21 protein-coding genes and 1 tRNA gene are annotated in these 24,535 nt (G+C 66.6%); 13 read left to right on the forward strand and 9 right to left on the reverse strand.

The features are described from left to right. Positions 1–30: 30 nt before the first annotated feature. The 3 genes from WC729_RS01685 to WC729_RS01695 are packed head-to-tail and all read left to right on the forward strand — an operon-like array spanning position 31 to position 3,750. On the forward strand, positions 31–1,599 hold the full coding sequence (locus WC729_RS01685; protein ID WP_372848888.1) for a CHASE2 domain-containing protein: 1,569 nt from the start codon (positions 31–33) through the stop codon (positions 1,597–1,599). A gap of 49 nt (positions 1,600–1,648) precedes the next feature. Then, positions 1,649–2,011, forward strand: a complete 363-nt coding sequence (locus WC729_RS01690) for a hypothetical protein (RefSeq protein WP_372848890.1) — start codon at positions 1,649–1,651, stop codon at positions 2,009–2,011. Continuing rightward, complete coding sequence (locus WC729_RS01695) at positions 2,008–3,750, forward strand: M48 family metalloprotease (RefSeq protein ID WP_372848892.1); 1,743 nt, start codon at positions 2,008–2,010, stop codon at positions 3,748–3,750. Before WC729_RS01690 ends, WC729_RS01695 begins: the two co-directional genes overlap by 4 nt. A 35-nt stretch (positions 3,751–3,785) precedes the next feature. Here WC729_RS01695 and WC729_RS01700 read toward each other — a convergent pair whose 3' ends face one another. Continuing rightward, entirely contained in the window at positions 3,786–6,698 is a 2,913-nt protein-coding gene (locus WC729_RS01700) for an autotransporter domain-containing protein (protein WP_372848894.1), read from the reverse strand. A gap of 213 nt (positions 6,699–6,911) precedes the next feature. Here WC729_RS01700 and WC729_RS01705 point away from each other — a divergent pair, with 213 nt between their 5' ends. The 10 genes from WC729_RS01705 (at position 6,912) to WC729_RS01750 (ending at position 15,973) form a co-directional block, all read left to right on the forward strand. Further along, on the forward strand, positions 6,912–7,931 hold the full coding sequence (locus WC729_RS01705; RefSeq protein WP_372848896.1) for a hypothetical protein: 1,020 nt from the start codon (positions 6,912–6,914) through the stop codon (positions 7,929–7,931). A gap of 73 nt (positions 7,932–8,004) precedes the next feature. Next, on the forward strand, positions 8,005–9,165 hold the full coding sequence (locus tag WC729_RS01710) for a hypothetical protein (protein WP_372848897.1): 1,161 nt from the start codon (positions 8,005–8,007) through the stop codon (positions 9,163–9,165). A gap of 67 nt (positions 9,166–9,232) precedes the next feature. Continuing rightward, on the forward strand, positions 9,233–10,375 hold the full coding sequence (locus WC729_RS01715; protein ID WP_372848899.1) for an L-lactate dehydrogenase: 1,143 nt from the start codon (positions 9,233–9,235) through the stop codon (positions 10,373–10,375). A gap of 73 nt (positions 10,376–10,448) precedes the next feature. After that, positions 10,449–10,523, forward strand: a tRNA-Glu gene (locus WC729_RS01720). A gap of 502 nt (positions 10,524–11,025) precedes the next feature. Beyond that, a complete protein-coding gene (locus WC729_RS01725; protein WP_372848901.1) occupies positions 11,026–11,577 on the forward strand; it encodes an RNA polymerase sigma factor in 552 nt (183 codons plus the stop codon). Positions 11,578–11,586: 9 nt separating this feature from the next. Further along, positions 11,587–12,216: a zf-HC2 domain-containing protein gene (locus WC729_RS01730; protein ID WP_372848903.1), complete on the forward strand. Its 630-nt coding sequence runs from the start codon at positions 11,587–11,589 to the stop codon at positions 12,214–12,216. Then, positions 12,213–13,484, forward strand: coding sequence for a S8 family serine peptidase (locus WC729_RS01735; RefSeq protein ID WP_372848905.1), 1,272 nt, complete (start codon positions 12,213–12,215; stop codon positions 13,482–13,484). Before WC729_RS01730 ends, WC729_RS01735 begins: the two co-directional genes overlap by 4 nt. Positions 13,485–13,491: 7 nt before the next feature. Then, positions 13,492–14,199, forward strand: a complete 708-nt coding sequence (locus tag WC729_RS01740; RefSeq protein ID WP_372848907.1) for a TorF family putative porin — start codon at positions 13,492–13,494, stop codon at positions 14,197–14,199. 114 nt (positions 14,200–14,313) lie between these two features. Then, entirely contained in the window at positions 14,314–15,606 is a 1,293-nt protein-coding gene (locus WC729_RS01745; protein ID WP_372848909.1) for a nucleotidyltransferase family protein, read from the forward strand. A 16-nt stretch (positions 15,607–15,622) separates the two neighbouring features. Next, positions 15,623–15,973, forward strand: a complete 351-nt coding sequence (locus WC729_RS01750; protein ID WP_372848911.1) for a cupredoxin domain-containing protein — start codon at positions 15,623–15,625, stop codon at positions 15,971–15,973. Between the two features lie 7 nt (positions 15,974–15,980). Here the strand turns inward: WC729_RS01750 and WC729_RS01755 are convergent, their stop codons facing one another. Genes WC729_RS01755 through WC729_RS01790 form a run of 8 tightly spaced genes read right to left on the reverse strand, consistent with a single transcriptional unit; the run spans position 15,981 to position 24,415 of the window. After that, entirely contained in the window at positions 15,981–16,724 is a 744-nt protein-coding gene (locus tag WC729_RS01755) for a TylF/MycF/NovP-related O-methyltransferase (RefSeq protein WP_372848913.1), read from the reverse strand. Continuing rightward, a complete protein-coding gene (locus WC729_RS01760) occupies positions 16,721–18,109 on the reverse strand; it encodes a hypothetical protein (RefSeq protein WP_372848915.1) in 1,389 nt (462 codons plus the stop codon). The genes WC729_RS01755 and WC729_RS01760 overlap by 4 nt, the downstream gene beginning before the upstream one ends. Before the next feature lie 15 nt (positions 18,110–18,124). Beyond that, positions 18,125–19,225 (reverse strand): amidohydrolase family protein, encoded by a 1,101-nt coding sequence (locus tag WC729_RS01765; protein ID WP_372848917.1) that lies wholly within the window; start codon positions 19,223–19,225, stop codon positions 18,125–18,127. Position 19,226: 1 nt separating this feature from the next. Beyond that, entirely contained in the window at positions 19,227–19,898 is a 672-nt protein-coding gene (locus WC729_RS01770) for a class I SAM-dependent methyltransferase (protein ID WP_372848919.1), read from the reverse strand. After that, entirely contained in the window at positions 19,895–21,403 is a 1,509-nt protein-coding gene (locus WC729_RS01775) for a radical SAM protein (protein WP_372848921.1), read from the reverse strand. Before WC729_RS01775 ends, WC729_RS01770 begins: the two co-directional genes overlap by 4 nt. Next, positions 21,400–22,206, reverse strand: coding sequence for a class I SAM-dependent methyltransferase (locus tag WC729_RS01780; protein WP_372848923.1), 807 nt, complete (start codon positions 22,204–22,206; stop codon positions 21,400–21,402). The genes WC729_RS01775 and WC729_RS01780 overlap by 4 nt, the downstream gene beginning before the upstream one ends. Continuing rightward, positions 22,203–23,018 carry a class I SAM-dependent methyltransferase gene (locus WC729_RS01785; protein WP_372848925.1) on the reverse strand — a complete coding sequence of 272 codons (816 nt, stop codon included), beginning with the start codon at positions 23,016–23,018 and terminating at the stop codon, positions 22,203–22,205. The genes WC729_RS01780 and WC729_RS01785 overlap by 4 nt, the downstream gene beginning before the upstream one ends. Beyond that, a complete protein-coding gene (locus tag WC729_RS01790; protein ID WP_372848927.1) occupies positions 23,015–24,415 on the reverse strand; it encodes a radical SAM protein in 1,401 nt (466 codons plus the stop codon). The genes WC729_RS01785 and WC729_RS01790 overlap by 4 nt, the downstream gene beginning before the upstream one ends. Between the last annotated feature and the right edge of the window lie 120 nt (positions 24,416–24,535).

Here is a 24,535-nt window from a genome sequence, read left to right on the forward strand (position 1 = left end):
TCCAGTGTCGGAAACAGATTCTTTGCAGCATTGCGGAGAAGCGTCCCCACGACTCCGCTAGGCCGGACAATTGGGGTAATCTGGATCCTGATCGCGATCTGGACTGCGCTGGTCGATCCGTTCGGCATCGACAGGAGCGGCGAAACCGGCGCCGAGGCCATAGCACAGCAGTTGAAGACCGCGCCGGGCAGCCAGGCGCCGTCGCCTGTCGCGATCGTCGCCGCGACCCGCCAGGGGATCGAGGACGAGCAGATGCCGCTGCCCAACCCCCTCGGCTACGATCTGTTGGGCGGGCTGGTACGCGCGGTCGCAGCCGCGAAGCCGCGCGCCATCTTCCTCGACTATGATTTCGTCCAGACGCCCGCCGCGATCCCGGCATTACCAGGGATCGACGAAGCGGACGAACCGACGGCCTTCGCGCAACTAACCAGCGCAATCGCCGAGGCGCGTGCCCGGGGGATTCCGGTTTTTACCGGACCGATCTCCCCCCGGGCCGATCTCGCGCCACTACGCGCGGTGGCCCGGCAGACCCAGACCCGGTGGGACGCCGAGCATCCGGGCGACTATGCGATCATGGGCGAGGGCGGAAAATCCACCGCGGCGGTCGATTTGTACTGGGCGGCATGCACCACCGCGCCGATCCGAGGATGCAGCCCTGCCCTGCTGCGGCGTCTCGCTGTAGCCGGGGCGCCTCCGGTCGCCGTGCGGTTCGACCGCGGTTATCCCCCGCAGCAGGACATGCTGTCGGGCACCGAGGAAGGCGACCGCTGCCGGAGCTCCGGATGGGTGGCCCGTTTGCGGCTCGGCATGGTCGGCGATCCGCCTGCACGCCCCTGCTCCACCCAGCTCACCATACCGGCCACGATGATCTTCACTCATGGCGGGCACCCCGACATTCGCGCGGCGCTTGAAGGGAAGCTCGTACTGATCGGCGTCGGCCCTGATCTGGGCGACGACCATGTCATTCCCGGCGTAGGGCGCATCCCCGGCGTGATGCTGCATGCCAATGCGCTCGACAATCTGTTCCGCTTCGGCACCGGCTATCCGCGCTGGCCGGCCGACCTGTTCGCCCCGGTCAGGATCGCGGGACGGGAGATTGCGCTGAAGGCCGGCGCCGACGACCTGCTCAAGCTGATCGCGCTGATCCTGCTGCCGCCGTTCCTGACGGGTTATGCCGCGAGCCGGAACCCCGAGCGATCGCGCAGCAAAGCTGCGCTACGCCGCGTCACGATCGAGACGCTGGCGGCGCTGGCACTGGTGTCGGGCGGGCTGGTCGCCATGGCGCTGGCGGGGTGGCTGTTGTGGCATTGGCCGCTGTCGATCGTGATCGTCGTCGCCACGCTGAGCACCGCGGGCGCGCCGTTGCTGGCCGGCACCGCTTTTCGCCGCGCGATGCGCCCGATGACGGGCGCGATCGGCGCGGCGGTGGTCGGCACGGCCGTGACCATCGCCGTGCTGCTCCTTGTGCTGCCGCTGGTCTGGGCCATCCCGATCATCGCGGTCGTGCTTCTTGCGACGCTGTTGCTGAGCCGAGCGAGCATCCGCGACCGCTTGTCCACCGCTATCGCGCCGGCGGAGCACGCCGCCACCGATTCATAAGGAAACATCGCAACCGGTTCCGACCGTTACGCAACCATAGGGAGGCCGAATGATCGTCATTGCCGTTACTGCCCTGCTGGCAGCTGCTCCGCCCACCCCGACGAAATGCCCGCCAGTGATTGGCGCCTATGACAAATCGCTCGTGCTTCGGCGCGACGGCAAGACGATCGAACTCAAGACACCGAAAAACCTGCTCCCTGCCCCGCTGGAGGTAGCGAACTGCAGCAACCCGACGGTCTTCGTGGTGGTCTATCAGGGTCAGAACTATATCGTCGACCGTTACGCCGCCTGGGTCGAACAGGATATCGCGATCTGCAACCCCGACCTTGCGGGTACGAAGGACAGCGCCACCGGGGCGAAGGCGACGCTTGCTCTCGACCATGTAAAATGCGCGCCGGGCAAGAAGCCGTGAGGCGCCTTTCCTTCGCATTGGGCATGGCGGCGATGCTGCTGGGATCGACCGCGGCGACCGAGGCCCTGGCCAAGAAGAAGACCTTCGCCGAGCGGCTCGCCGCCAAGGAAATCGTCTTCGCCGGCCCTGATACACCGCCACCGGCGACACCCGCGACGGCGGGGAGCAAGACGCCCGCCCGGACGCCGCACGACCTTTACGAGAATATCCAGGTGGTGAGCGATCCGGCGCTGCAAAATGCCGCGGTCGAGATCTTCCGCAAACTGATCGCCGCGCACAACCGGATCAGCCCGGGCGCGCCGCCGCAACTCGAGACGTTCTTCCTGATCGCCGGGGACAATATCAATTGCACCGCAATGCCCGAGATCAAGGCTGTGGCGTGCACCGCGCACGCGCTGCAGGTGCTGAGGCTGGCCGAAGAGGAAGGCCGGGACCAGCTCGCCTTCCTGCTGGCACACGAGCTTGCCCATATCACCATCGCGTCGCACCGCGACCGTTTCGGCAAGACCGACAAGCTGAAGAAGGAGATCATCCAGGTCGGCACCATCGGTGCGATGACCGGGCTACTGGTACTGAGCCAGTACAAGAAACAGGGGAACAGCCTGCAGATCGTGCCGACGGCGACGTCGACGCTGTTGTTCTGGAACATGCTGTGCTCGGGCGCCGACCTGAGTGAGGCAATCGGCGGGCTGGCCGCGCCGGGATGGGGCCGGGACGATGAGGACGAAGCCGATTCCTATGCGCTGATCCTGATGAAGGAAGCCAAGTTCAAGGTGAGCGCGGCATCGCAGTTGCTGCAGACCTATGACGCGGAGCTGCGCCGGCTCAAGCAGCGGACCACCAAGATGGGTGCAATCCTGAAGGGCGGCGCCACCGGTGCCGCGCGCAACGCGCTGCTTACCGACGGCGATAAATGGAGCACGATCATGGGCGGGGTGACCGGCATCTTCGCCGGCGCGACCAACGAAGCCTCGACCGCGCATTATCACCGCTCGCCGGATCGCCGTGCCGAGGATTGCAAGGAGCAGGCAGCCCTGCTCGAACCGAAGCTCGCCGCAGCAGACGAGGCTGCACTGCTGGCCATGGCCGATGCGGCAACCGCGCCGCCCGCCGCCAAGCCGATCGAGGTCGCCGCCGTACCGCCGCCGCCGGTAAAGGTGGCGGGCGGCAAGAAACGTACGGCGAAGAAGCCAGCCGCAAAGACGCCGCCGGTACCGGTGGAGGTGGTGAAGAAGGATGGCTGGACGCTGTTCCTGGAGCATGGCCAGGGCGTTCTGGACGAGCTGGCGCTCAACGACGAGGTGCGCGACCACATCGCCGCCAACGACGCTGAGGGCGCTGCCGCGCTCTGCCCGACCAAGCCCAAGACCGGGCAGCTCGCCCTGTCGTGCGGCATCGCTTATGCGGGGCTGAACAATGCGGCCAAGGCAGTTCCGTTATTGCAGCAAGCGGTCGATGATCCGTACGCCACGGCCGAAACCTATCGCCGCGCCGCGCAGGCGCGTGCCGCGCTGAAGCAGATCAAGATCGCGCTGCAGATCCTGTCGGTTGGGCACACCAAGTTCCCGACCGGGGAACTCTACCCCGACGAGATCGCGATCCTGGCCACCTCAGGCGATATGCCGGCGGCCGAGAAGTCGGCAGCGACCTGCAAGGAGAAGGCGGAAAAGCCCTATCAGGACGCCTGTGCGCGAACGCTGGCCGCAGCCAAGCCGCCCGAGGAGAAGAAGGAGGCATGAGTCCGGGGGCGGCAGACGCCGCCCCCGATCGTCAATCAGAAGCCCACCGAGGCCGTCAGGCGACCGCCATTCTCGTTACCCTTGTCGCCAAAAATGCCGGCATAGCCGGCGGCGATCCGCACTGTCTCCATGGGTTTCCACACCAGATCGAGCGATGGCGCGGCAGCATTGCGCGAGGTCGCCGCACCGGAAACCGCGAAATCGGTCGTGGCCCCGGCGAAACGCAGGGTCGATTGCGGGGCAATATCTTCGAAACCGTACTGCCAGGCGAGGCTGCCGTGCAGGCTCACCGTGCTGCCCAGCGCGGCCTCTCCCTTCAGGCCGAGCGACGAAACCAGCAGGGTCTGGTCATTGCGGGCCCCGGCGAGTGCGACCGGTGCGCCACCGATCTCGCTGAAGACGTCGGTGCGGGTCCGCACCCCGGCCAGTCCCGCGAACGGCTCGATCGTCGCGCCCTCACCAGCCTTCAGAGCGTAGCCGGCCTCGACGAAGCCGTGTAGCGTCTCGCCATTATAGCTTGCGTTCGCTGCGCCGCTGAGACCGGTAAAAGCGATTGTCCGGGCAGTCTCGATATCGTTCCAGTCATACCCGACCCCGCCGCGCAGGCGGATCTTGCCGACGCTTGCGCCAGCATAGCCGAACAGATGCACCGTCTTTACGCGGGCGGCGCTGGACCGGGCGTCAATCTCGACCTTCGCACGGGTATAGCCACCGCCGAGCCCGATCAGGCCGTTCTCGCCCAACGGCGTTTCGACGCCGCCGAAACCGCCGATCGTCTCGCGATCGGCATCGGCGCCGCCCTCTGCGCCATCGTCGGTCGCCTTGCCGCCGACGAACTGGCCCCAGATCCGTGTCTTCTCCCCGGGCTCGCCATCGAGCCGGGCGCCGGCCGACGCCTGGGCGAGCCGAGCGCTCTTCGCCATGGCGGTGTGGACGGTCGCGTGGACCTCGCCCGACAGGGCATCGAGCCCGGCGCGGGTCTGGTTATCGTCGGGAACCAGGGTCAGCGCGGCATAGGCAGCATTGGCCACACCGGCCGAGCCGAGCCCGGTCGCCACCTGTACCTGGTTGCGGGTCGAGCCGATCGCAATCAGGCCGGCGCCGCTGCGCGCCGCCTGAACGATCAGGTTAGTGCCCGAGATACGCTGGCGAAGCTCGATGCCGCCGGTCACCGTCTGGGTGATCGTCGAATAGCTGCCGGTGATGCCGCCGGTCGCAGTGAGCAGCGTGTAGTTGCTGCCGATGACATACGTGCCGCCATCGCGGGTCAGCACCAGCGTCGCGCCGTTCTGGATCGTGGCGGTGCCGCTGACCGCGATCCGGTCCGCCGAGCCGTTGGCCGCGGTTTCGGCGGCGTAGCTCGAACCCGAGGCCTGGACGAAATTGCCCGTGACGGCGAGCGTGCCGATGCTGTTGCCGGGCGCGATGGTACCGCCCGACTGAATGGTGACCGCCCCGCCGACCGTACCGGTGCCGCCAAGCGTGCCCCCGCTCGCCACGGTGACGGCGGCGTTGAGGGTGCCGTTGACGTCGAGCCGGCCGGCCGCAATGCCCGCACCGTTCGCGAAGTTCGAAGTGCCGGTAAGAGCCCAGGTGCCGGCGGCAACGTCGAGCCGTTCGAAATTGACCGCGCCGGCAAAGCTGCCGCCGGTGCCGCCGAGCGAGATGCTGTCGGTGCCCGTGCCGCCATCGACGGTGCCGGTAATGACTGAGCCGTTCGACAGGTTGAGGCGATCGTTGCCGCCGCCCATCTCGATCGCGACGCCGGCGCCGCCGGCGATCATGCCCGAATTGGTGATCACGTCGTCGAAATCGCCGACCATGGTGATCGCCGTGCCCGTGATGCCACGGATCGTGCCGGCATTGGTGATGACGGTCGCGCCGTCGGCGACGCCGCCTGCATTGGTGTCGTGATTGATCAGCACGCCCTGTGCCTGGCCGCTGATCGTCGCGCCGGCATTGTTCTCGATCAAGCCGCCGCCCATCGCAACGCCCTGCCCGCTGTTCGGACGGCCGCCGGAATCGACGCCGGCCGCGCCGGTGCCCTCGATCAGGCCGTAATTGCGCACCGTGCCGAGCAGGTCGATATCGACGCCGTCGCCATCGCCATTGGTCGAGACGCCGTCATAATTGCCGCTGATCGTGCCGTAATTGGTGACGGTGCCTGTGCCGTCCGAGCCGATGCCCGAGCCGTTGCGGCCAGTGATCGTCCCGTTATTGGTGACGGTGAAGCCGACATCGCTGGTGATGCCGTGGCGCAGGCCAGAGATAATGCCGGTCGCGGCATTATTCACGGTCGCGCTGTGACCCTGCATGTCGATGCCGTCATAGCTGTTGCTGATTGCGCCGTCCGAGCGGATCGTCCCGGCATTGTTGATGATCGCGCCCTGACCCGAGCGGATCGCGTCCTGCCCGTTCGACAGGATCTGACCACCGACGAGATTGTTGATGGTGACGCTGGCTCCCGTCGAATTGATCGCGTCGAAATCGATCGCCTGGCCGCCATTGGTGGTGCGGATCGTGCCGGCATTGTTGACGACGATGACCGAGCCTGCGCCCGCGTCGACGTTGATGCGGAAGGCATCGTCCTGCGATTCAATCAGCGCGCCGGCTTTATTGTTGAGCGTGATCGAGCGCTGGGTGGCCGAGCCCGAGGTGCCGATCGCGCGGCCGCCATTGTTGGTCGAGCGGATCGTGCCGGAATTGTCGATGACCAGGCCAGTCGAGGCGCTGTTCCAGTTGATCGCGGGGTTGGTCGTGGTCTGCAGCGTGCCGCCTGTCTGGACGGTGACGCTGTCGGTGCCACCGACAAGCTTCTGCCCGGTGTCAGTGGTGCCGGTGGTGACGACGATCACCTGCTGCGCCGATGCGGGCACGGCCGCGATCATGACGGCGAGCGTACCGAAAGCCGATGCGGCGAGCAGCGCGCGCCGTTGCTGGATAGTCATTGGTGATAGTCCCCCGGGTTGATTCCCCGGCAGGTAGCGGCGCTATTTGATGCTTTAGTGACAGTCCGAATCCGACCATCCGACACGCCCGAAAAATAAAGTACACAAAAAAGTGTTTTTGGATGCAATTCTCCCCATTGCGCCCGCGAGTCGTGCGTGACATGCTATATCCTATAGGGTTCGCAAAAGAACCAACAACAGGGGAGATGCTAAATGAAGAGGTTGTTCCTTCTTGCCGCCGCCGCTGCGCCACTCGCGCTGATGTCGATGCCGGCCCATACTCAACAGGCGCCCGGCCAGGCCTTTGCGGTCGATGCCCAGCCGGCGATGCCGACCAAGACCACGCGCACGGGCAAGCACGTCAACCGCATCATCGACATGTGGCTGAAGGGCCAGCCGGTCTATTACACCCAGATTTCCGGCGGCGGGTACGAAGAGGGCAAGAAGCAGGCGGCGACCAAGGCCGACTACATCACCTATGAAATGGAGCATGGCCCGCTCGACTTCAAAGAGCTGCACGAGTTCATGCGTGGCCTGATGGAAGCCGGGCCGACCCGTACCGGGCACCGCACCCCCGCCGTGATCGTCACCCTGCCGATCCAGGGCACACCCGACGCAGTGCGCGCCAATACCTGGATGATCCAGCAGGCGCTTGCCGCCGGCGTCCACGGCATCCTGTTGTGCAATGCCGAGTCGCCCGAGGCCGCGAAGACGATGATCGAGGCATCGCGCTATCCCTTCGCGCCGGTGGTGCAGGGCCTTGCCCAGGGCTTTCGCGGCAATGGCAGCCAGGCATGGGCTGCGCAGGTCTGGGGCCTGACGCAGAATGAATATCTGCGCCTTGCCGATCCCTGGCCGCTCAATCCCGACGGCGAGCTGATCTTCGGCGTGAAGATTGAAAATCCCCGCGCCGACGCAAATGTGGAATCGACCGTGCGCACGCCTGGTCTCGCCTTTGCCGAATGGGGTCCGGGCGATCACGGCTTCTTCCTGGTCGGCGCACCAAAGCCGCGCACGCCGGGCGCTGCCTTCGAGGGCTATCCCCCGTCGATGCTGGCAGTGCGCGCGCGCGTGCTGGCGGCAACCAAGGCGAACGGCCTGCGCTTCCTCAATTCGTGCAGCGAGCGCGACGTGATCGATCAGATCAAGGACGGCGTGATGATCTGCACCGGCGGCGATTCGCCAGCGGCGGACAAGGGCCGTGCTTATACGAAGCGCTCCGATCCCTTCTGATCGGACCTGACTACCGATATCCGCAGGCCGCGCCGGGAGGCGCGGCCTGCTTCATGAGAAGAGAGGGACGCCCATGAAGACCAGCATCAGCCTTGCCGCCGCCGTCATCACACTGGCCGTGCCGGCCGGACTTTCGGCGCAGCTCGCGGTGTCGGCCAATGACGGCAAGCAGCTCCGCCCCGGCGATGCCGGGCGCACCGCCGACAGCGTGTCGGTGATCGACCTGCGCAGCTATCCGCCGAAGACGATCGGCACGGTCGTGGCGCCCGCAAGCATGATCGGGCCGCCGGCCGCCGTCGCTGTTGCGCGCAATGGGGGCTTCGCGCTGGTATCGGCGGCTCAGCGCCTGAAGGCGGACGGTACGATCGAACTGAACGACGGCGTGTCGGTGATCGACCTCGCCGACCCGACCGCGCCAGCGCTGGCGCAAACGGTGCAGGCCGGCCCGGGCGCGAGCGGCGTTGCGATCAACCGCGCGGGTACGCTTGCGCTGGTGGTCAGCACGGGCGACGACACGGTCTCGATCTTCACCATCAAGGACAAGCGCCTGACGCCTGCGGGCAAGGTGCAGCTGCCCGCCAAGGCGCGGCCGACCGATGTGGCATTCCTGCCCAACGGCAAGGGCGCCGTCGCAGTGGCGCAGAGCGCGGGGCAGCTGATGCGGCTGTCCGTATCGGGCGACAGCGTGACGCTGGGCGGCGAGCCGATCTCCACCGGCGTTCAGCCTTATGGCATCTCGTTCAGCCCCGACGGGCGCTATGCCTATAACACCAACCTGCAGGGCAATGTGCCGCCCGCCGGCACCACCCCGCCCCGCGGCCCGCGCGTCGGTACGGTGACGGCAGTCGAGCTGGCGACGGGCAAGGTCAATGCAGTCGAAGTGGGCTTCACGCCCGAACATCTCACCCTGTCGCGCGACGGACGCTATCTCGCGGTGGTCGTGCATAACGGATCGGGCGGTGCGCCGGGCTCGGCAGGTTACTGGCCGCATGGCGCGCTGAAGATCTACGGCGTGAAGGGCATGACGCTGACCCCGATCACCGAGACCCAGACGGGCGCCTGGTGCCAGGGCGCGACCTTCAGCGACAATGCCAAGACGATCCTGCTGCAATGCGCGGTCGACAAGGACATCGAGGTCTATCGCTTCAACGGCCGGGCGCTGGCCCGGGACGAAGCGGCGACCCTGAAGTTCGACGCTCGCCCGGGCGCGATCGCGACCCCGAGCAGCCGGTAAGGAAAGCGCCCGGCCCCCGCACAACAATGACATTGCGGGGGCCGGGCCCGGGACCTAGATCGAGACGGTGACACCGGCCTGCATCGACGATTTCCGGCTGCTCGCGAAAGCGCGCCTGCCGTTGTTCCTGTTCGATTATATCGACGGCGGTTCCTATTCGGAATCGACCATGCGCAGCAATGTCGAGGACCTGCAGCGGCTGAAGCTGCGCCAGAAGGTCATGACCGACGTCTCGCATATCGACCTTTCCACCACGCTGTTGGGGCGACCGGCATCCCTGCCCGTGGCGCTCGCGCCGGTCGGGCTGGCGGGCATGTATGCGCGCCGCGGCGAAGTGCAGGCAGCGCGCGCGGCGGAAGCGGCGGGCGTGCCCTTCATCCTATCCGCGTCGGCCTGTTGCGGGATGGAGGAAGTGGCTGCCGGGGTGACGCAGCCCTTCGCCTTCCAACTCTATATGATCCGCGACCGGGAGTTCATGAAGGACATGCTGGCCCGGGCGAAGGCGATCGGCGTCGAGACGCTGGTGCTGACGGTCGACCTGATCGTGCATAGCGCGCGCTACCGCGACGTGCGATCGAGCCTGACCGGCAAGCAGGGCCTGGGCGCGCGGATCAAGCGCTTCGCCCAGATCGCGACTCATCCTCATTGGGCGCTCGATGTCGGTCTGTTCGGCGGACCGCACACCTTGGGCAATTTCGCGCCGGTGATGCCGGAAGGTGCCGGGCTCGACCAGTTTACTGCCTGGGTCGCGCGCAATTTCGATCCGTCGATCACCTGGAAGGACATGGACTGGATTCGCCAGCATTGGGACGGACCGATCGTGATCAAGGGCGTGATGGACCCCGCCGACGCAGTCGCCGCCTGCGATGTCGGCGCGTCGGCGATCGTGGTGTCCAATCATGGTGGGCGCCAGCTTGACGGCGCGCCCTCTTCCATCGCGGCGCTGCCGGGCGTGGTCGAGGCAGTGGCGGGACGCGCCGACGTGCTGATGGACGGCGGAATCCGGTCTGGCGTCGATGTCTTGCGGGCCCTGGGACTTGGCGCGAAGGGCGTATTGCTCGGCCGCGCCTGGGCCTATGCGCTGGGCGCCAAAGGTGGTGCGGGCGTAGCCCAGATGCTCGAACTGTTGCGGCACGAAATGGCAGTGGCGATGGCGCTGACCGGTCAGACCGATGTGAAGAAGCTCTCACCGGACATGCTGTTGCCCTGACATGCGCGAGGAGGGCGCGCACCATCTTGACGATGAGGCCTGCTCACCGTAGATGCGCCGCTCCGCAAGGTACGGCCCCTTCGTCTAGCGGTTAGGACGTCGCCCTCTCACGGCGAAAACACGAGTTCGATTCTCGTAGGGGTCACCAGCGTTTTCAATGGCTTAGCGGCAGAAATCATTTCGGCCCCGGAATCGTCCAAAATTTGTCTGATATACAAGGACGGATTTGCGGGAATTTCCCGGAACTGTTGATGCAACAGTCGTCCAGTTTCGAACTCCCGAAACCCGGAATCATCGTCTCACTATCGCCCTCACAGACATTTGGACTCACGCCGATCCGCGATGAAACACGCGTCAGCCCGCCTCCGGTGAGGTTCGGATCGACGCAATCGCGTCGCTGCCTTTGTCATTCCCCGCATACGGAGATTGCGCGGCAACCTGGATCCGATTTCCATAAGGCCATCATCGTCGGATACCGCCAAGGGTCTGGATTGAGGCGGCTTTTCCATTTCCGAATGCGGGCAGGTGGACGGAGCTTGTGGACAGCATGAACCTCGCGGCGGATACAGAGCACTAACGCGCGTCAGGAAACGGAAAAGCAGGTCTTGAGCGGGCGGGGTACAGCGACAAACCCGGCGGGATCGGGGAACTTGGCAGACCAGGCGGAATTGCGGCTGCTGGCGCTCGTTCGCGCCGGCGACGTCGCGGCCTTCGAAGAGCTTTACCGGGTCTATCATCCGCGACTGACGCGTTTCCTGTTGCGTTTCATCCGGCGACCGCAGCTCGCCGAAGAGGTGTTGAACGACACGCTGATGGTGGTGTGGGAACGGGCCGACTCGTTCCACGGCGCCAGCAAGCTATCGACATGGATTTTCGGCATCGCTTATCGCAAGGCGATGAAAGGGGCGCATCGTCAGGACGAGCCGGTCGAGGATCGCGATCTCGACGGGCTCGCCAGCGAGGCGGATAGTCCCGAGGACGTGATGGGCCAGAACAAGGCGCAGATACTGCTCAAGCTGGCCATGAACGAATTGTCTCCCGACCATCGGATGGTGCTCGATCTCACTTATTACCACGAAATGGGGTATCGTGAGATCGCGCAGATCATGGATTGTCCGGTCGACACGGTGAAGACGCGGATGTTTCACGCGCGCCGCCATCTCAAACGACGGCTGGCGGGCGAATTGGCGGATTGGGTCTAGGACAGGATCATGGGCGACATCATTCGATTGCAGGATGAACTGCATGCCAAGGCGCAGGCATTGCTGCCATGGTACGTCAACGGCACGCTCGACGCGGTCGAACGCGAAGCGCTCGACGCGCATCTGGCGCAATGCGCCGAGTGCACTGCCGACCTGAAGCGTGAGCACGCGCTTTCGACGCAGATCGCCGAACTCGGCATCGACACGGATCATGGCTGGAGCGCGATCCGCGAGCGGATGACGCGGTTGCCGCCGCGCGCCAGCGCACCGGTCAGGTTGCTGCGCCGCCCGGTGTCGTTCGGGTGGGTGATCGGCGCGCAACTCGCCGCTGCGGCACTGATCGTCGCGGTGCTGTTGCCGGCCCGGTACGAGGCGCCCGCCCCGACCTATCAGGTGCTCGGCGCCGCCCCGACGGCCAAAGCCGGCAACATCATCGTCCAGTTCGGGCCCGAGGTCACGATCGGCCAGATGCAGGCAGCGCTGGCCGGCTCGGATGCGCGGATCGTCGACGGGCCGACCGTGACAGGCGCTTATGTGCTGCACGTCGCCGAGGCGCAGCGCCCCGCCGCGCTGACGCGGTTGCGCGGCACATCAGGCATGGTGCTGGCCGAACCGATCGACGAGAGCGTACGGCCATGAGCCGTCGCGCGATCCCCCATGCACTCATCGCCGCCCTGCTCGCGCCCTGTTGCGCGCTGCCATTGACGCCCGCGCGAGCACAACAGGCCCCGCCGCCGGCGGTATCAGCCGACGCGCGGCAGATCCTCGTCATGCTGCGGCTACCGCCGCCCCATATCCGCCCCAATTCCAACTATGGCGGCAGTTATGGGGACAGCATGTCGCGCGCCGCGCGACGCCGCACCGCACAACGCATTGCCCGTCGCGAGGGCTTCGAACTCATCGATGGCTGGCCGATGCCGCTGGTCGGCGTCGATTGCTACGTGATGCGCGTGCCAGCGTCGATCAGCGTCGAGGCCGCGGTCGCCCGCGTCTCAAAGGACCGTGCGGTGGCCTGGTCGCAACCGATGCAGATCTATCGGACGCGGGGCGGCGGCGCGCAGGGCGGTGACCCGCTGGCCGCCGCGCAGCCGGCGACGCTGGCCTGGCGGCTCGGCGACCTGCACCGCGTCGCCACCGGGCGTGGCGTGACCGTCGCGGTGATCGACAGCAAGATCGAGACCAGCCACCCCGACCTTGCGGGGCAGTTCGTCACGACGCAGGATTTCGTCGTCAACGGGCCCTTGCCTTCCGAGCAGCACGGCACCGGTGTCGCCGGCGTGATCGCGGCGAGGGCGGACAATGGCATCGGCATTGCCGGCGTCGCGCCTGGCGCGAGGCTGATGGCGTTGCGCGCCTGCTGGCAGACGGGAAGCGCTGCTGCCGGCCCGACCCTGTGCGACACGCTGAGTCTCGCCAAGGCACTGCAATATGCCATCGACCACAATGCACAGGTCATCAACCTCAGCCTCAGCGGCCCGCCCGATATACTGCTTGCCAAGCTTGTCGACCTCGCGCTGGCGCGCAAGGCGATCGTCGTCGCCGCTTATGATCCCGCACTCGCGCGCGGTGGTTTCCCGGCACTCGAAGCGGGTGTTATCGCGGTCGGCGACGAATCTTTGCAGTCGCTCCCGGCGTTGGTCTACGGTGCGCCGGGCCGCGACATCCCGACGACGCAGCCCGGAGGGAGATGGTATCTCGTCAATGGCAGCTCCTATTCGGCGGCTCATGTCAGCGGGCTCGTTGCCCTGCTTCGCGAGCGACGCCGAGCGGCTAGTCCCCAGTCGCTGGCAGGATCGCGTCCGCATGGCGGCACGATCGACGCCTGCGCCTCGCTACTGGGCCCCTTCAACGGCTGCGACTGCTCCTGCACCCTGGCCCGTGAACTGGGGCACAGCGCGCGCAAATAAGGCGGACATGGCGGCTAGCCGGACATGGCCCGCGATCATTGCGGCGCTGAGCATTTTCCTTGCCCCTGCCGCCCATGGGCAGGTCGCGGGAAGCGTCTCGCTCGAGAGCGACGATCGTTTCCGCGGCCGCTCGCTCAGCAATGGCCAACCGGTGGCGACGTTCAGCATCGGCTATGATCATCCCAGCGGCATCTATGTCGACGCCGCGGCGGTCGCGCAGCTCGTCGGCGACGAGGCCGGCCTGACACGACTGCAGGGCGATATCGGCTATGCGGTACGGCTCGATCCCGCGCTGTCGCTCGATGTCGGCATGCAGCACACGCAGTTCACCTCGCGCTATTCCGGCGCACGCACCGCCCATTATACCGAGATCTTCGTCGGGCTGACCCGCGACCGCGTCTCCGCGCGGGTCTATTATGCGGCCGACTATTTCCGGCCTGGCACGCAAACGCTGTACGGCGAGGTCGAGGTGGCGATCGCCCGCAGCGAGAAATGGCATCTTTCGGCCCATGCCGGCCGACTCTTCTACCTCAAGCTCGCCCCCGCCTATTCGCGCTTTCGCGATCAATATGACTGGCGGCTGAGCCTGGGACGCGACTTTCACGGGTTCGAGCTGCACGCGGCACTGTCGGGCGGTGGTCCGGGCGCCGATTTCTATGCCCGCGACGCGCATGCGCGCACCGCACTGGTCGTCGGAGTCAGCCACGTTTTCTGACGGTTGAACCGGAACGGCCGACAACGGGACCTACACGGGTTACCGCCAACCGCACCGGGATATCAGCCGCATGCACCGCTCGATCGCCGCGCTCTCGTTCGCCGAACGCTACGCGTGATCGCGGGTATGGCCTTCTCCTCTCCGATTGAGACGTCCGAGCCGGTCCGGCTTGAGCTGGACGCGTTCGACCTGCCGCGCGACGCAGTGTGCGAGCGCTTTGCCCTCGCTGCACGGCGGGGCCATCCGGCGTGGCTATGGCCGGCGCTGACCGTCGCGGACTGGCAAGCCAGCGTCGCCAACATCGCGGACGCGATCACCATGGTCCTCGCCGGGCAGAAAGCGAGGATCGTGGGTGCACCGACAGCGATCGGCATCGCGGCCTATAGCTCCGGGACGGGGCCCTTGCTTGGTCTGTGGCTCGAACACGGGTTGCTCACCACCGACGAAGACGTCGCCGCCGTGTTGCAGCTTCACCTGCACCACAACCGGCTGCGCATGGCGGCCCTTGCCGATGAAACCGAGCGTTTGACGGCGGCCATGGTCACGCGGGGCGTGCGACCGACCTTGCTCAAGGGCCTGCACACGGCGCGGTGCTATTTCCCAGAGGCCGGTGCACGGCCGATGTCCGATGTGGATATGCTCGTCGCACCGGCTGAAGAGGCCGACGCCGCAGCGGCCCTCGCGCAGCTCGGCTATGTCGCCGGACCGCCCGGCCAGGGCATCCCCGCACAGCGTGACTGGCGCAGGCCCGAGACGAGCGACGTGCCGCAATCGCTGGCCTTCGTACATTATCGCGATCCCTGGTCGATCGACGTGCAAACATCGCTCAACCGGCGCTACACGCCCGGCGCGCAGATTGCCCGGCTCGATGACGTGTGGAATACCATGCCCGGCGGCGCGGCGGCGCTCCCGCAGCCCCTGCTGCTGCTGCATCTCGCGGTCCATGCCGGTTGCGGGTTCCAGAATCTCAACCTTATCCGGCTGATCGAGCTGATCCTGGTCATTCGCCACGACACGAGGAGCGGTGCGCTGAGCTGGCCCGCCTTTCTCGACATCGCACGATCGGCGCGCGCGCTGGGCATGGCTTATGCCGCGTTGCAGATGTGCGACCGCCTTGCCCCGGAGACGGTGCCGGCCAACGTCCTCACCGCCTGCAACGAGGAGGCGCCCGTACGCTTGCGCAAGCTGGTTGCGCGCCTCACCCCGGCGACAGCCCATCGGGTCGCGCGCCAGTCCTATGCCGAGAAGTTCATCTGGCAACGCTCGGGCATTGGGTTGGCGCGGCAGCTGCTCGTCGAGATCGTTCCTACCAATGCCGGGACCTTGGGCGATGTCGCCAGAATTTATCGCACGCGGGCAATGAAGCTGCTGCGCCGCGCATCGCCCTCATCCGCCATCCCCAACTGACAAACTGGAGCTCAACATGAAGACGATGTTCAAGGTTGCTGCCGGCCACGCTGCTTTCGCCGCCGCCGCGCTCTCCTCGCTCGCGCTGGCCGGCACCGCGCCGGCCGCACCCGCGGCCCAGTCCTATACCATCACCATGGCCAATATGAGCTATGGCCGGATTCCCACCGGCCTGAAGGTCGGCGACACGATCACCTGGGTCAATCGTGACACCGTGTTGCATACCGCCACGGCGCGCGACCACAGTTTCGACCTGCGGATCGCACCGGGCAAGAGCGCGAAGCTGACGCTGCAAAAGCCGGGCAACATCGCCTTTTTCTGCACCCTGCACGTGGCGATGCGTGGCACGCTGATCGTCGCACCCTAAGCGGCGATCAATCGCCCTGCCTGATCGCCATGACCTGATTCCAGGGCAGCACGAAGATCGTGTCGCGCCGGCCGGCGAACCAGGCCTGGACGGTGCGCCGGACGGCGGCATCGGCATAGTCATCGATGAGAAGGATGCCGCCGGCGACCATGCGGGGATGAAAGAAATCCAGCGCATCGACGGTGCCGCGCGGCAAATCGAGATCGACATGCACGAAGGCGAAACGCTCGCCTTCGGAGCCTTGGGTCGACGCGGGAAACACACCGGGGTGGAATGAAACGCCGCCATAGCCCGCGAGCAGGCGCGCTACCTGGTCCTGGCGGGCGTGCAGCGCCCCGAAGTGACGGCGCACCTCACTCTCGTCCGCCGCGGGTTCGCCGCTTGCCGGTTGCTGCAGCGTCTCGAACGCATCAAACAGATGAAGCGGCGTATCACCCTTGGCCGCGCAGATCAGCCGCGCGCTGCCGCCCATGAACACCCCGGCCTCGGCCATCACACCACCCATTGCCGCAGCCGCACGGACGCATAGCATGAGATGCAATGCAGTGGCGTCGTGCATCAACAGCGGAACGAGCCCCCGCGTGGTGTGGATCGTCGCGAGATCGGCCCGGCCACCGGCGTCGAGATTGGCCAGCATCGCGCCGCGCCGCGCCAGCAACGTACGGACCGCTTGTGCCCATGTCCGATAGTAAAGCAGCGGGCGCGGAATCTGCGCGAGTCCGCCGGCTGCGACCTTTGCGCTCGATTTCACCAGAGCCTGAAGCGCAGGCCGAACTGCACGACGTTCTGATGCTCGGTCGCCGGAAGGCCGATGTCCGTGCGCACGCCGCGATCGCTACGCACGTGCAGCGCCTCGGCAAAGCCGGTCACATTGTTGCTGATCGTCCAGCGCGCGGCGGCGGTGAGCGCCCAGCCATTCTCGCTTTCACGCGGCGACATCTCGCTGCCCATCTCATGCGTGCCGAACGCCTCGATGCGGCCGGTGATGGCGACCTTGTCGATCTGGTGGGTGACGAGGATATAGGCCGACTGGAAGCGGGTATGCACCCACACTTGCCCGTTGGTCTTGAAGCCCATCTGGGTCGCGCCGGTCATGCCCTGCATCAGCACGCGAGTCCTGGAATCGAGTTCGGCGGTCAGGCCCGCGTTCAAGAAGCGTGTGCGCCAGCCCCATTGACCGGTCGGCTCGAATGCCTGCGGGTCGCCGCGATTGTCGTAGTAGAAGACATTGACCGTGAACGGCGTCGGCGGGCGCCATTCGAGCCGGGCATAATAACCGACACGGTGATCGATATCGATCAACGAGCGCGTCTCCGATTGCTGCAGCAGCCGGATGAACGGGTTGAGCGGCGGCAGCTGGAAATGGCCGAAAGCGGTCGCCTTCACGTCATGCAACGCCCAGCCGCGAAACGAGAGCAAGGTGCCCGAGGTGTCGTTGAAGCCGAACAGGCCGGCGGTCGCCGAAACCTGGTGCTCGCCCAGGCTGAGCGATGCCGTCGCCTCGGTGCCGATCACCTTGACCTCCTCGCCGACCCAGCTGTTAATCGCGGAAGGGGTGATGGTGTAGACCGTGCTCCACGCGCCGCCGGTCGCATGTTCGAGCGAGATCTCCGGCCAGTAGAGCCCCGCCTTGGCCGAGAAGCGCAGCTTGCCGCTACTTGGCGGATTGAAGGTGACGAAGGATTCGAGCAGGTCGAAGTCATTCTCCTGATCGCGCTGCCACGCGCCCGACACGGTCGCGCTGAGCGAATTGGTGAAGCGTGGCTGCCAGATCAGATCTGCTTCGACGGGTAGCGGCCGGACGCGGAAATCGCCATTCGACCCGCCGGAGAATCGCGTCTTGCCGAGCCCGCCATCGACGAACGAACGGGAGCCGTCCGCCCCGACCAGCCGGGCATCGAGCAGGACCGTGATCGTGTTCTTCGAGAAGATATCGGTGCCTGAGTCCGACGACGAATCCGGCGGACTGGCATCCAGTGCCGGCGGTGTGGCCGATGCCGGCGACTGCGCCTGATCAACCGGCCCGGCCGGTGCGGTTTCAGGGGCGGGCGTGGTTTGCGACCATGCCGGTACTGCCCAGGCGGCACTCAGCGCGAGGCAAGAGGCGTGGACGATATGGCGGCGATCTTTTCGCATGTCTCGATCCCTTGTTCAGTGCAGGTGGCCGCTGGTTGCGACCAGCGTGCCCGTTTCATTGTCGTCGTGAGCGGTTTCGCTCTCGTCATGGGTTTCGCCCCAAACCCAGCGGCGCAGTGCGCCGCGGCGCATCGGACGGCAGCCCGGGAAAAGCGGCGCGAGAATCTCGGCGAAAGCGGTGCCGGCAACACGCGGCTGACCACCGACCATCACCAACTGGATATCGGCGGCGCTCGCCGTGCCGAGCGGCCGCGACATTATGAGCAGGTCGGCCGCGCTGCCTGGTGCGAGATCGGGTGCCGGCAGACCCAGCCGCCGCGCCGCAGTCGCCCCGACCGCAGCGGCGAGCCCGCTATCGCCCAACAAACAAAGGCGGCGTGCGATACGGAGTTCGTCGAGCAGATCGCCTGCGCCGGTCAGCAGCGCGTCGCTGCCGAGCAGCACGTCGACACCGCCGGCGAATAATTCAGCGGACGCGGTGCGGCCGAACAGGAAGAGATTGGAGGACGGGCACCAGCACAACGCCGCCCCGGCCGCCCGCCAGCGCGCGATACCATCGGCGTCCATGCCGACGCCGTGCACGCCGATCAGGCCGGGGCCGAGCAGGCCGGCGCGATCGAGCGTGCGCACTTCCTCCGCCGCCGCGGCATCGACACCCTCGGCGACATGCAGGCAAAAGGCCGCATCCCTGGAGGCGTCGGGAAGACCGGACATGCCGAGTGAATCCGCGTTGGTGACGCGGGCGACGCGGATCGGGAAATCCGCATCGAAATCGCCTTCCCAGCGATCGTGATGGACGACAGTCGTGACCCCGGCGAACAGGTTCTTCCAGGCACCTTCGAGCAAGGCGGCACGGCGCGGCCACAGCCGGCCGAGCGCGATCTCTCGGGCGTGGCGGCGCTGGATGTCCTCCGCCCAGCGATAGGCATTGGCATAGGGCGGGTTGCCGAGCCGGCCATAGTGGTTGCGATGGAGATGGTCATGCGCGTTGATCAGCCCCGGGCAGACGATCGCGTCGCGGCAATCGAGCGTTGCGTCGAAGCGGCCCTCGGCTTCCACGATCACGCCGCCCTCGATCGCGACACGGCGATAGTCGTCGATGAGCAGCAGGCGCATCTCAGCCCTCCCGCAGAAAGGCGAGCGCGAGCACAACCGGCAAGCCGACATGCTCATCGTATAGAGCGAGGCGATCGGCCCGGTCGTAGAAAGGCCGCACCGCCGGGCCGATGGCTGCCTCGCGGATTTCCACCAGATGAAGGCCGGCCATGGCCGCCGCCGCGCGGTGGTCGGTCAGCGCATGCACATGATGCTCGACCTCATGAACCACGCCATCGCTGCGGAACGTGCGGCGGTGGCCGGCGTCATGGGCGCGGGGGTGGAAATCGCTGACGATCGCCATGCCGCCGGGCACGGTGACGCGCGCCAGTTCGGCATAGACCGGGACGCAATCGGGCAGGTGGCCAATCACCAGCCGGCACCAGGTGATGTCGAACGCCGCGCCGGGGAGCGGCAGTGCGCGCACGTCGCCGACCAGCAAGCTGATCGCCGGATCGTTTGCGACATCGCCCGCGTCGAGCATTTCCGGCGACAGATCGACGCCGACCATCGACGCCGCGTCGGTGCCGCGCAGGCGCCGTCCGGTGCCGCATCCCGCATCGAGCAATCGCCGACCGCGCAATGGCGGGGTCATCGCCTCGACCAGCCCGCACTCCAGCGCGGTGATCGCCGTCTCCGAAACATAGGTCGGCGCCCACAGCCGATAGGCCTCACGGGCAGCAAGCGCGGTCATGCGGCACCGACCGGGTGCAAATGACCATAGGCCTGGCGGTCGTCGGGCGTATGCTGCGCCAGCCGCCGCACATGGCGCAGCAACTGCGGGTCGGCATAATCCCCCGCCGCCCAGCGCCGGCGCGCGAGCCATTGACCAACCAGCTTGCCCCAGGGCCGGGTGCGGCGATCATGGACCGAGGGGAAACGGCTCTTGAGGATCAGCTCGAAATTCTCGACCTGTGCCTTCAGCCGCTGGTCCATCCACGGCGTGTCGGGATTTTCATGAGTCATCCAGTCGACCCATTCCGGCGTGATCCAATCCTCGAGCGATGCGGGCGTGCCGGTCAGCGGATCGACATTGCCGTAGGTCGCGTCGCGCTGCGGCGTTGGCGTGTAGAAATAGCTGATCAACTCCATCGCCGGATTGATCGCCTTCAACTCGCGAATGAAGTTCAGCGTCCTGGCGATCTCCGCTTCCGGCGAATCCGGATCGCCGAACACGAAGGAGAATTCCGGGATGATGCCATGGACGCGGGTGCGCGCGGCGACGGTCCTGATCTGATCGGTGGTGATGCCCTTGTTCATCTTGCGCAGCACCTCGTCGGAACCCGATTCCGCGCCGCAAAAGATCATCGTCAGGCCCGCTGCCTTGAGCGCGCGCCAGGTGTCGTCGGAAAAACGCACCAGCGCATCGACCCGCGCTTCGCACCACCAGCGGATGCCGAGCGGCAAAAACGCGGTCGCGATCTCGCGCGCCTGCGTCTCGCTCAGGAAGAAGTTGTTGTCGTAGAAATGGACCGAATCCATCCCGTGATGGCGCACGAGATGCGCGAGATGCTCGGCGGTACGTGCCGGCGGCTGAACCTTTTCGCGGCGCCCGAACACCGAGATGACGCCACAGAAGCTGCACGCATAGGGACAGCCAATCGACGCCTGATAGACCCCCGAGCGCCGGCCGAGAAAGGTCGGGTGGAGATAATCGTCGACGTCGATCTTGTGATAGGGCGGGTCGGGTAGCTCGGCCGGGCCGAGCCATTGGCGCTCCGGGCCGATATGATGTGTTCCATCGGCCTCGCGGAAAGCAAGACCGGGAACGTCGTGCGGATCGCGCGTGCCATCGAGCACCGCGAGCAGCTCGACGAAGGTCTGCTCACCCTGACCACGGATCAGCCAGTCGATATAAGGCGCGTTGAGCACCGGCGCGGGATAGAGGCTGCCGAAATTGCCGCCCCACACGATCGCAACATCGGGATGCCGTTGCTTGAGCGCCCGCGACAGCGGCACGGCGCTGACCAGTTGCGGCCCGGGCATCGCCGTCAGCGCAATGAGCCGCACCGGATCGGGGCCGTCCGCATGCGCAGCGACGATCGCACCGATTTCGGCCAACGGATCGATCCCCGGGCGGTTACCGTCGATGATCGCCCATTCGATCTCTCGGGGCAAAGCGGCACCGACTGCCATCAGGCTGAGCGGAAAGCGGCGATTGCCCGGTCGCGTGGCGCGCGGATTGACGAAGACGATCATGCGACGCGCGCCGTCCACAGGTCGAAGCGCGATGGGCGGCGCTGGCCGCGCAGCCGCGCGAGCAGCGGACGCACCTCGTACCACAAGGGGTAACGGACGCGCTGGCGATGCCAGGTCAGGCCCAGCGATGTCGAGGCGGCGGCAAGCCGCTCGGCGGTGAGATATTCGATGAACGGCAAGGCCAGTAGCGAATCGGCACGGGCGCCGAAGCGGTTCGCCGCCTGGGCGTGTTTTTCGGCGACCATCGCCATGCCGTCCGCAGCCCTGGCATAAAAGGGCGAGTCGAGGACGGCGATTTCGCCGCCGGGTCGCACCGCGCGCACCGCCTCGCGCAAGGTCGCCGCGAGATCCGTCGCATAATGCAGCGCGGCGTTGAACACCGCGAGGTCGGCAGCACCGTCGGCGACCGGCAGCGTATCGAATGAGGCGGACACGCAGGCGAACTGGGCGCGCCGTTGCAACGCCACCGCCGCGCCGAGCCCGTCGACATCGTCGTCGCGGATATCGATCGCGACGCAGTCGTCCCCTGCAAGCGCAAGACGGTAGCTGAGCCAGCCATTGCCGGCGCCGAGATCGAGCACATGGAGCGACCGCCCGGCAGCACGGCGCAGCGGTACGACCACCCGCGCGACGAACGCATCGAAACTGCGCGCCCGCACCGACCATTGCCTGGCCCAGCGCCCGCGCGTCACATAAGGCAGGCCGAGCAGGTCGTCGCCACTATAGCCGCGCCCTTCGGCAGCGCGGTGTGCGCCATAATCATGGCGGAAGCGGTCGAGCGCCTCGGATTGCGCTGTGCTCATGGCGCCGCGACTTCAGGACGACGCTCGAACGCGTACAGCACATGGTCGCCGAAAACCCACAAGGGCCTGGCGATCACACGATCGATCCGTTCTAGGAAGGCGACCAGGCGGGGGTGCGAGGAAATCCATGGTTCAGCGGCGCTGGGCGGCACGAGCACGCCGATGCCGGTCGTGCGGACCAGCCGGAACCACGGGTCGAGCGCACGCACGACGTCACGTCGACGATGGTAGCGCACCGTGAAATGTCGCCCGCCCAGCATTGCCGGCACGGCACCACGGCGACGGCGGCGCAGCATGTTGGCAAAACGACCGCGCAGCCCCTCGGCCAATATTTCGCCCGGGCAGCTGCAACCGAACACCACCAGAAGCGCCTTGCCGCCCGGTTCGACCAGGCGCGCGAGCGCCTGCCCGACCGGTGCGAGATCGGTGACGCAATTGAGCGCGGCGAAATTGGAAAAGGCGCCATCGAAGCGTTCGCCCCGCGCTGCGAGCTGGTCGAGTTGCTCGGCGGCGAAGGTTTCCGCCGCTGCGTCTCCCAGCTTCGCCCGCGCCGCGCGTACCATTGCCGGCGAGGCATCGGTCAGCAGCACGTTGCGGCCGCGCGCCGACAGCCAGGCGGCATCGACACCGGTGCCGCCGCCGATGTCGAGCAGCCGGGCACCAGCCGGAAAGGCGTCGATCAGCGCGGCACGCACGGCACCGCGTTGCGCTGCGACGCTCAGCCAGTCGCCGAAGCGCGTGTCGAAGCTCTCCGCGATCGCATCGAACGCCGCGCCGGCCGGCGTCAACTCGGTGCCCGCGATGCTGGTCATGCCGGCATCGTCACACGCAGCGGCATTGGCGAGCGATATGTTGTCGCCTGCCGTGCAAGGTCTCGCCATACGCCCTCGTCGATCGCGCCGTTCGCCGCGTCGGCGTGCAGCGCGTCGCGCACCATCCGGTAGAAGGTGGTGACGAAGGTGCCCTGGAACAGCATTGCCAGCTCTTCGGTGTCGCGCCAGTTGCGCCGCGTGCCGAGCTCGGCAACGACGCGGTCGTGGAACAAGGTGCCGGGCAGCGGGTAGGAAACCGACACGCCGATATCGTCCGGCGCTTCATCCCGGACGAGATCGCGGGTCAGCACGATATCGTCCCATTCCTCGCCAGGATAACCAAGCTGCAGGAACCAGCCCACGCGGATGCCGTGCTGGCGCAGCGTGCGCGTGGCGAGCCGCGCGGTTTCGACGCGCGTGCCCTTGTCCATTGCATCCAGAATGCGCTGCGAGCCCGATTCAACGCCGAGCCAAACCTCTTCCGCACCGGCTGCTCGCAGCGCCTCGGCAACCGGCGGATCGATCAGATTGGCGCGCGACTGCATCATGAACGGGATGCGCGCATCGCGCTGCTTCAGTTCGCCGGCAAAGTCGGCGATCCACTGCACGGTCATGCCGAAAATGTCGTCGGCGAACCAGATATGATCGGGCGCGACCTCGGCCTTGAGCCGCTCCAACTCAGTCGCGACGGCGGCCGGGGAACGCTGGGTATAGCGCCGCCCGAAGGTCGGCTTGGCGCACCAGTTGCATTGATAGGGGCAACCGCGCGAAGCGGCGACATTCCATGACAGATAGCCATGGGCGGCATTCCAGCTGGTGCGATAGGCGGCGATATCGATGAGGTCCCAGGCCGGCAACGGCAAGGCATCGAGATCCTCCAACCGCGCGCGCGGGCGGGTCGCGCGGTGGCCGGTGACCGGGTCCGCGATCGTCAGGCCGGGCACCTGATCGAGTGAGTCGTCGCCGCGCTGGAAACAGGCGACGAGATCGGTGACGCCGAGTTCACCTTCGCCCGCGATCACGGCGTCGGCGCCGGCGGTGAGATAAAGCTCGGGATGATCCGAGGCGTCGGGTCCGTTGACCGCCACGCGGCAGCCGTGGCGCCGCGCGGTCGCGATCATGTCGAGCGCATCACCACGTCGCACCTCGGTGCACATCTTGGTGAGGAAGTTGAAATTGTCCTCGATCAGCAGGACGATCGCCGGCTGGACGCGAGCGAGCGCAGCGGCAAACGCGGCGGTGTCGGGTTCGAACGTGGCGTCGAACAACGCGACCGCGTGGCCCTCCTCGCGCAGGATCGCGGCCGCCAGCAACGTCGCAAGCGGCGGATAGGGTTTCTGCCGACCGGACTGTTTCGGATCCCGTTGCAGGAAGAAGGAATGAGCAATGAGGATCACGTTGCACCCCGCCTGCGTCGCCAGCCGCGCCCGGCGCCAGACCCGACGAGCGCCCAGTCGGCAGCAGGCCGACCCCGGTTAGTGCGGAGCGGTCACGGCGTGGTTCAAAGACGGTGGTTT

Source organism: Sphingomonas sp. (genome assembly GCF_041661825.1).
Classification (GTDB): Bacteria; Pseudomonadota; Alphaproteobacteria; order Sphingomonadales; family Sphingomonadaceae; genus Sphingomonas.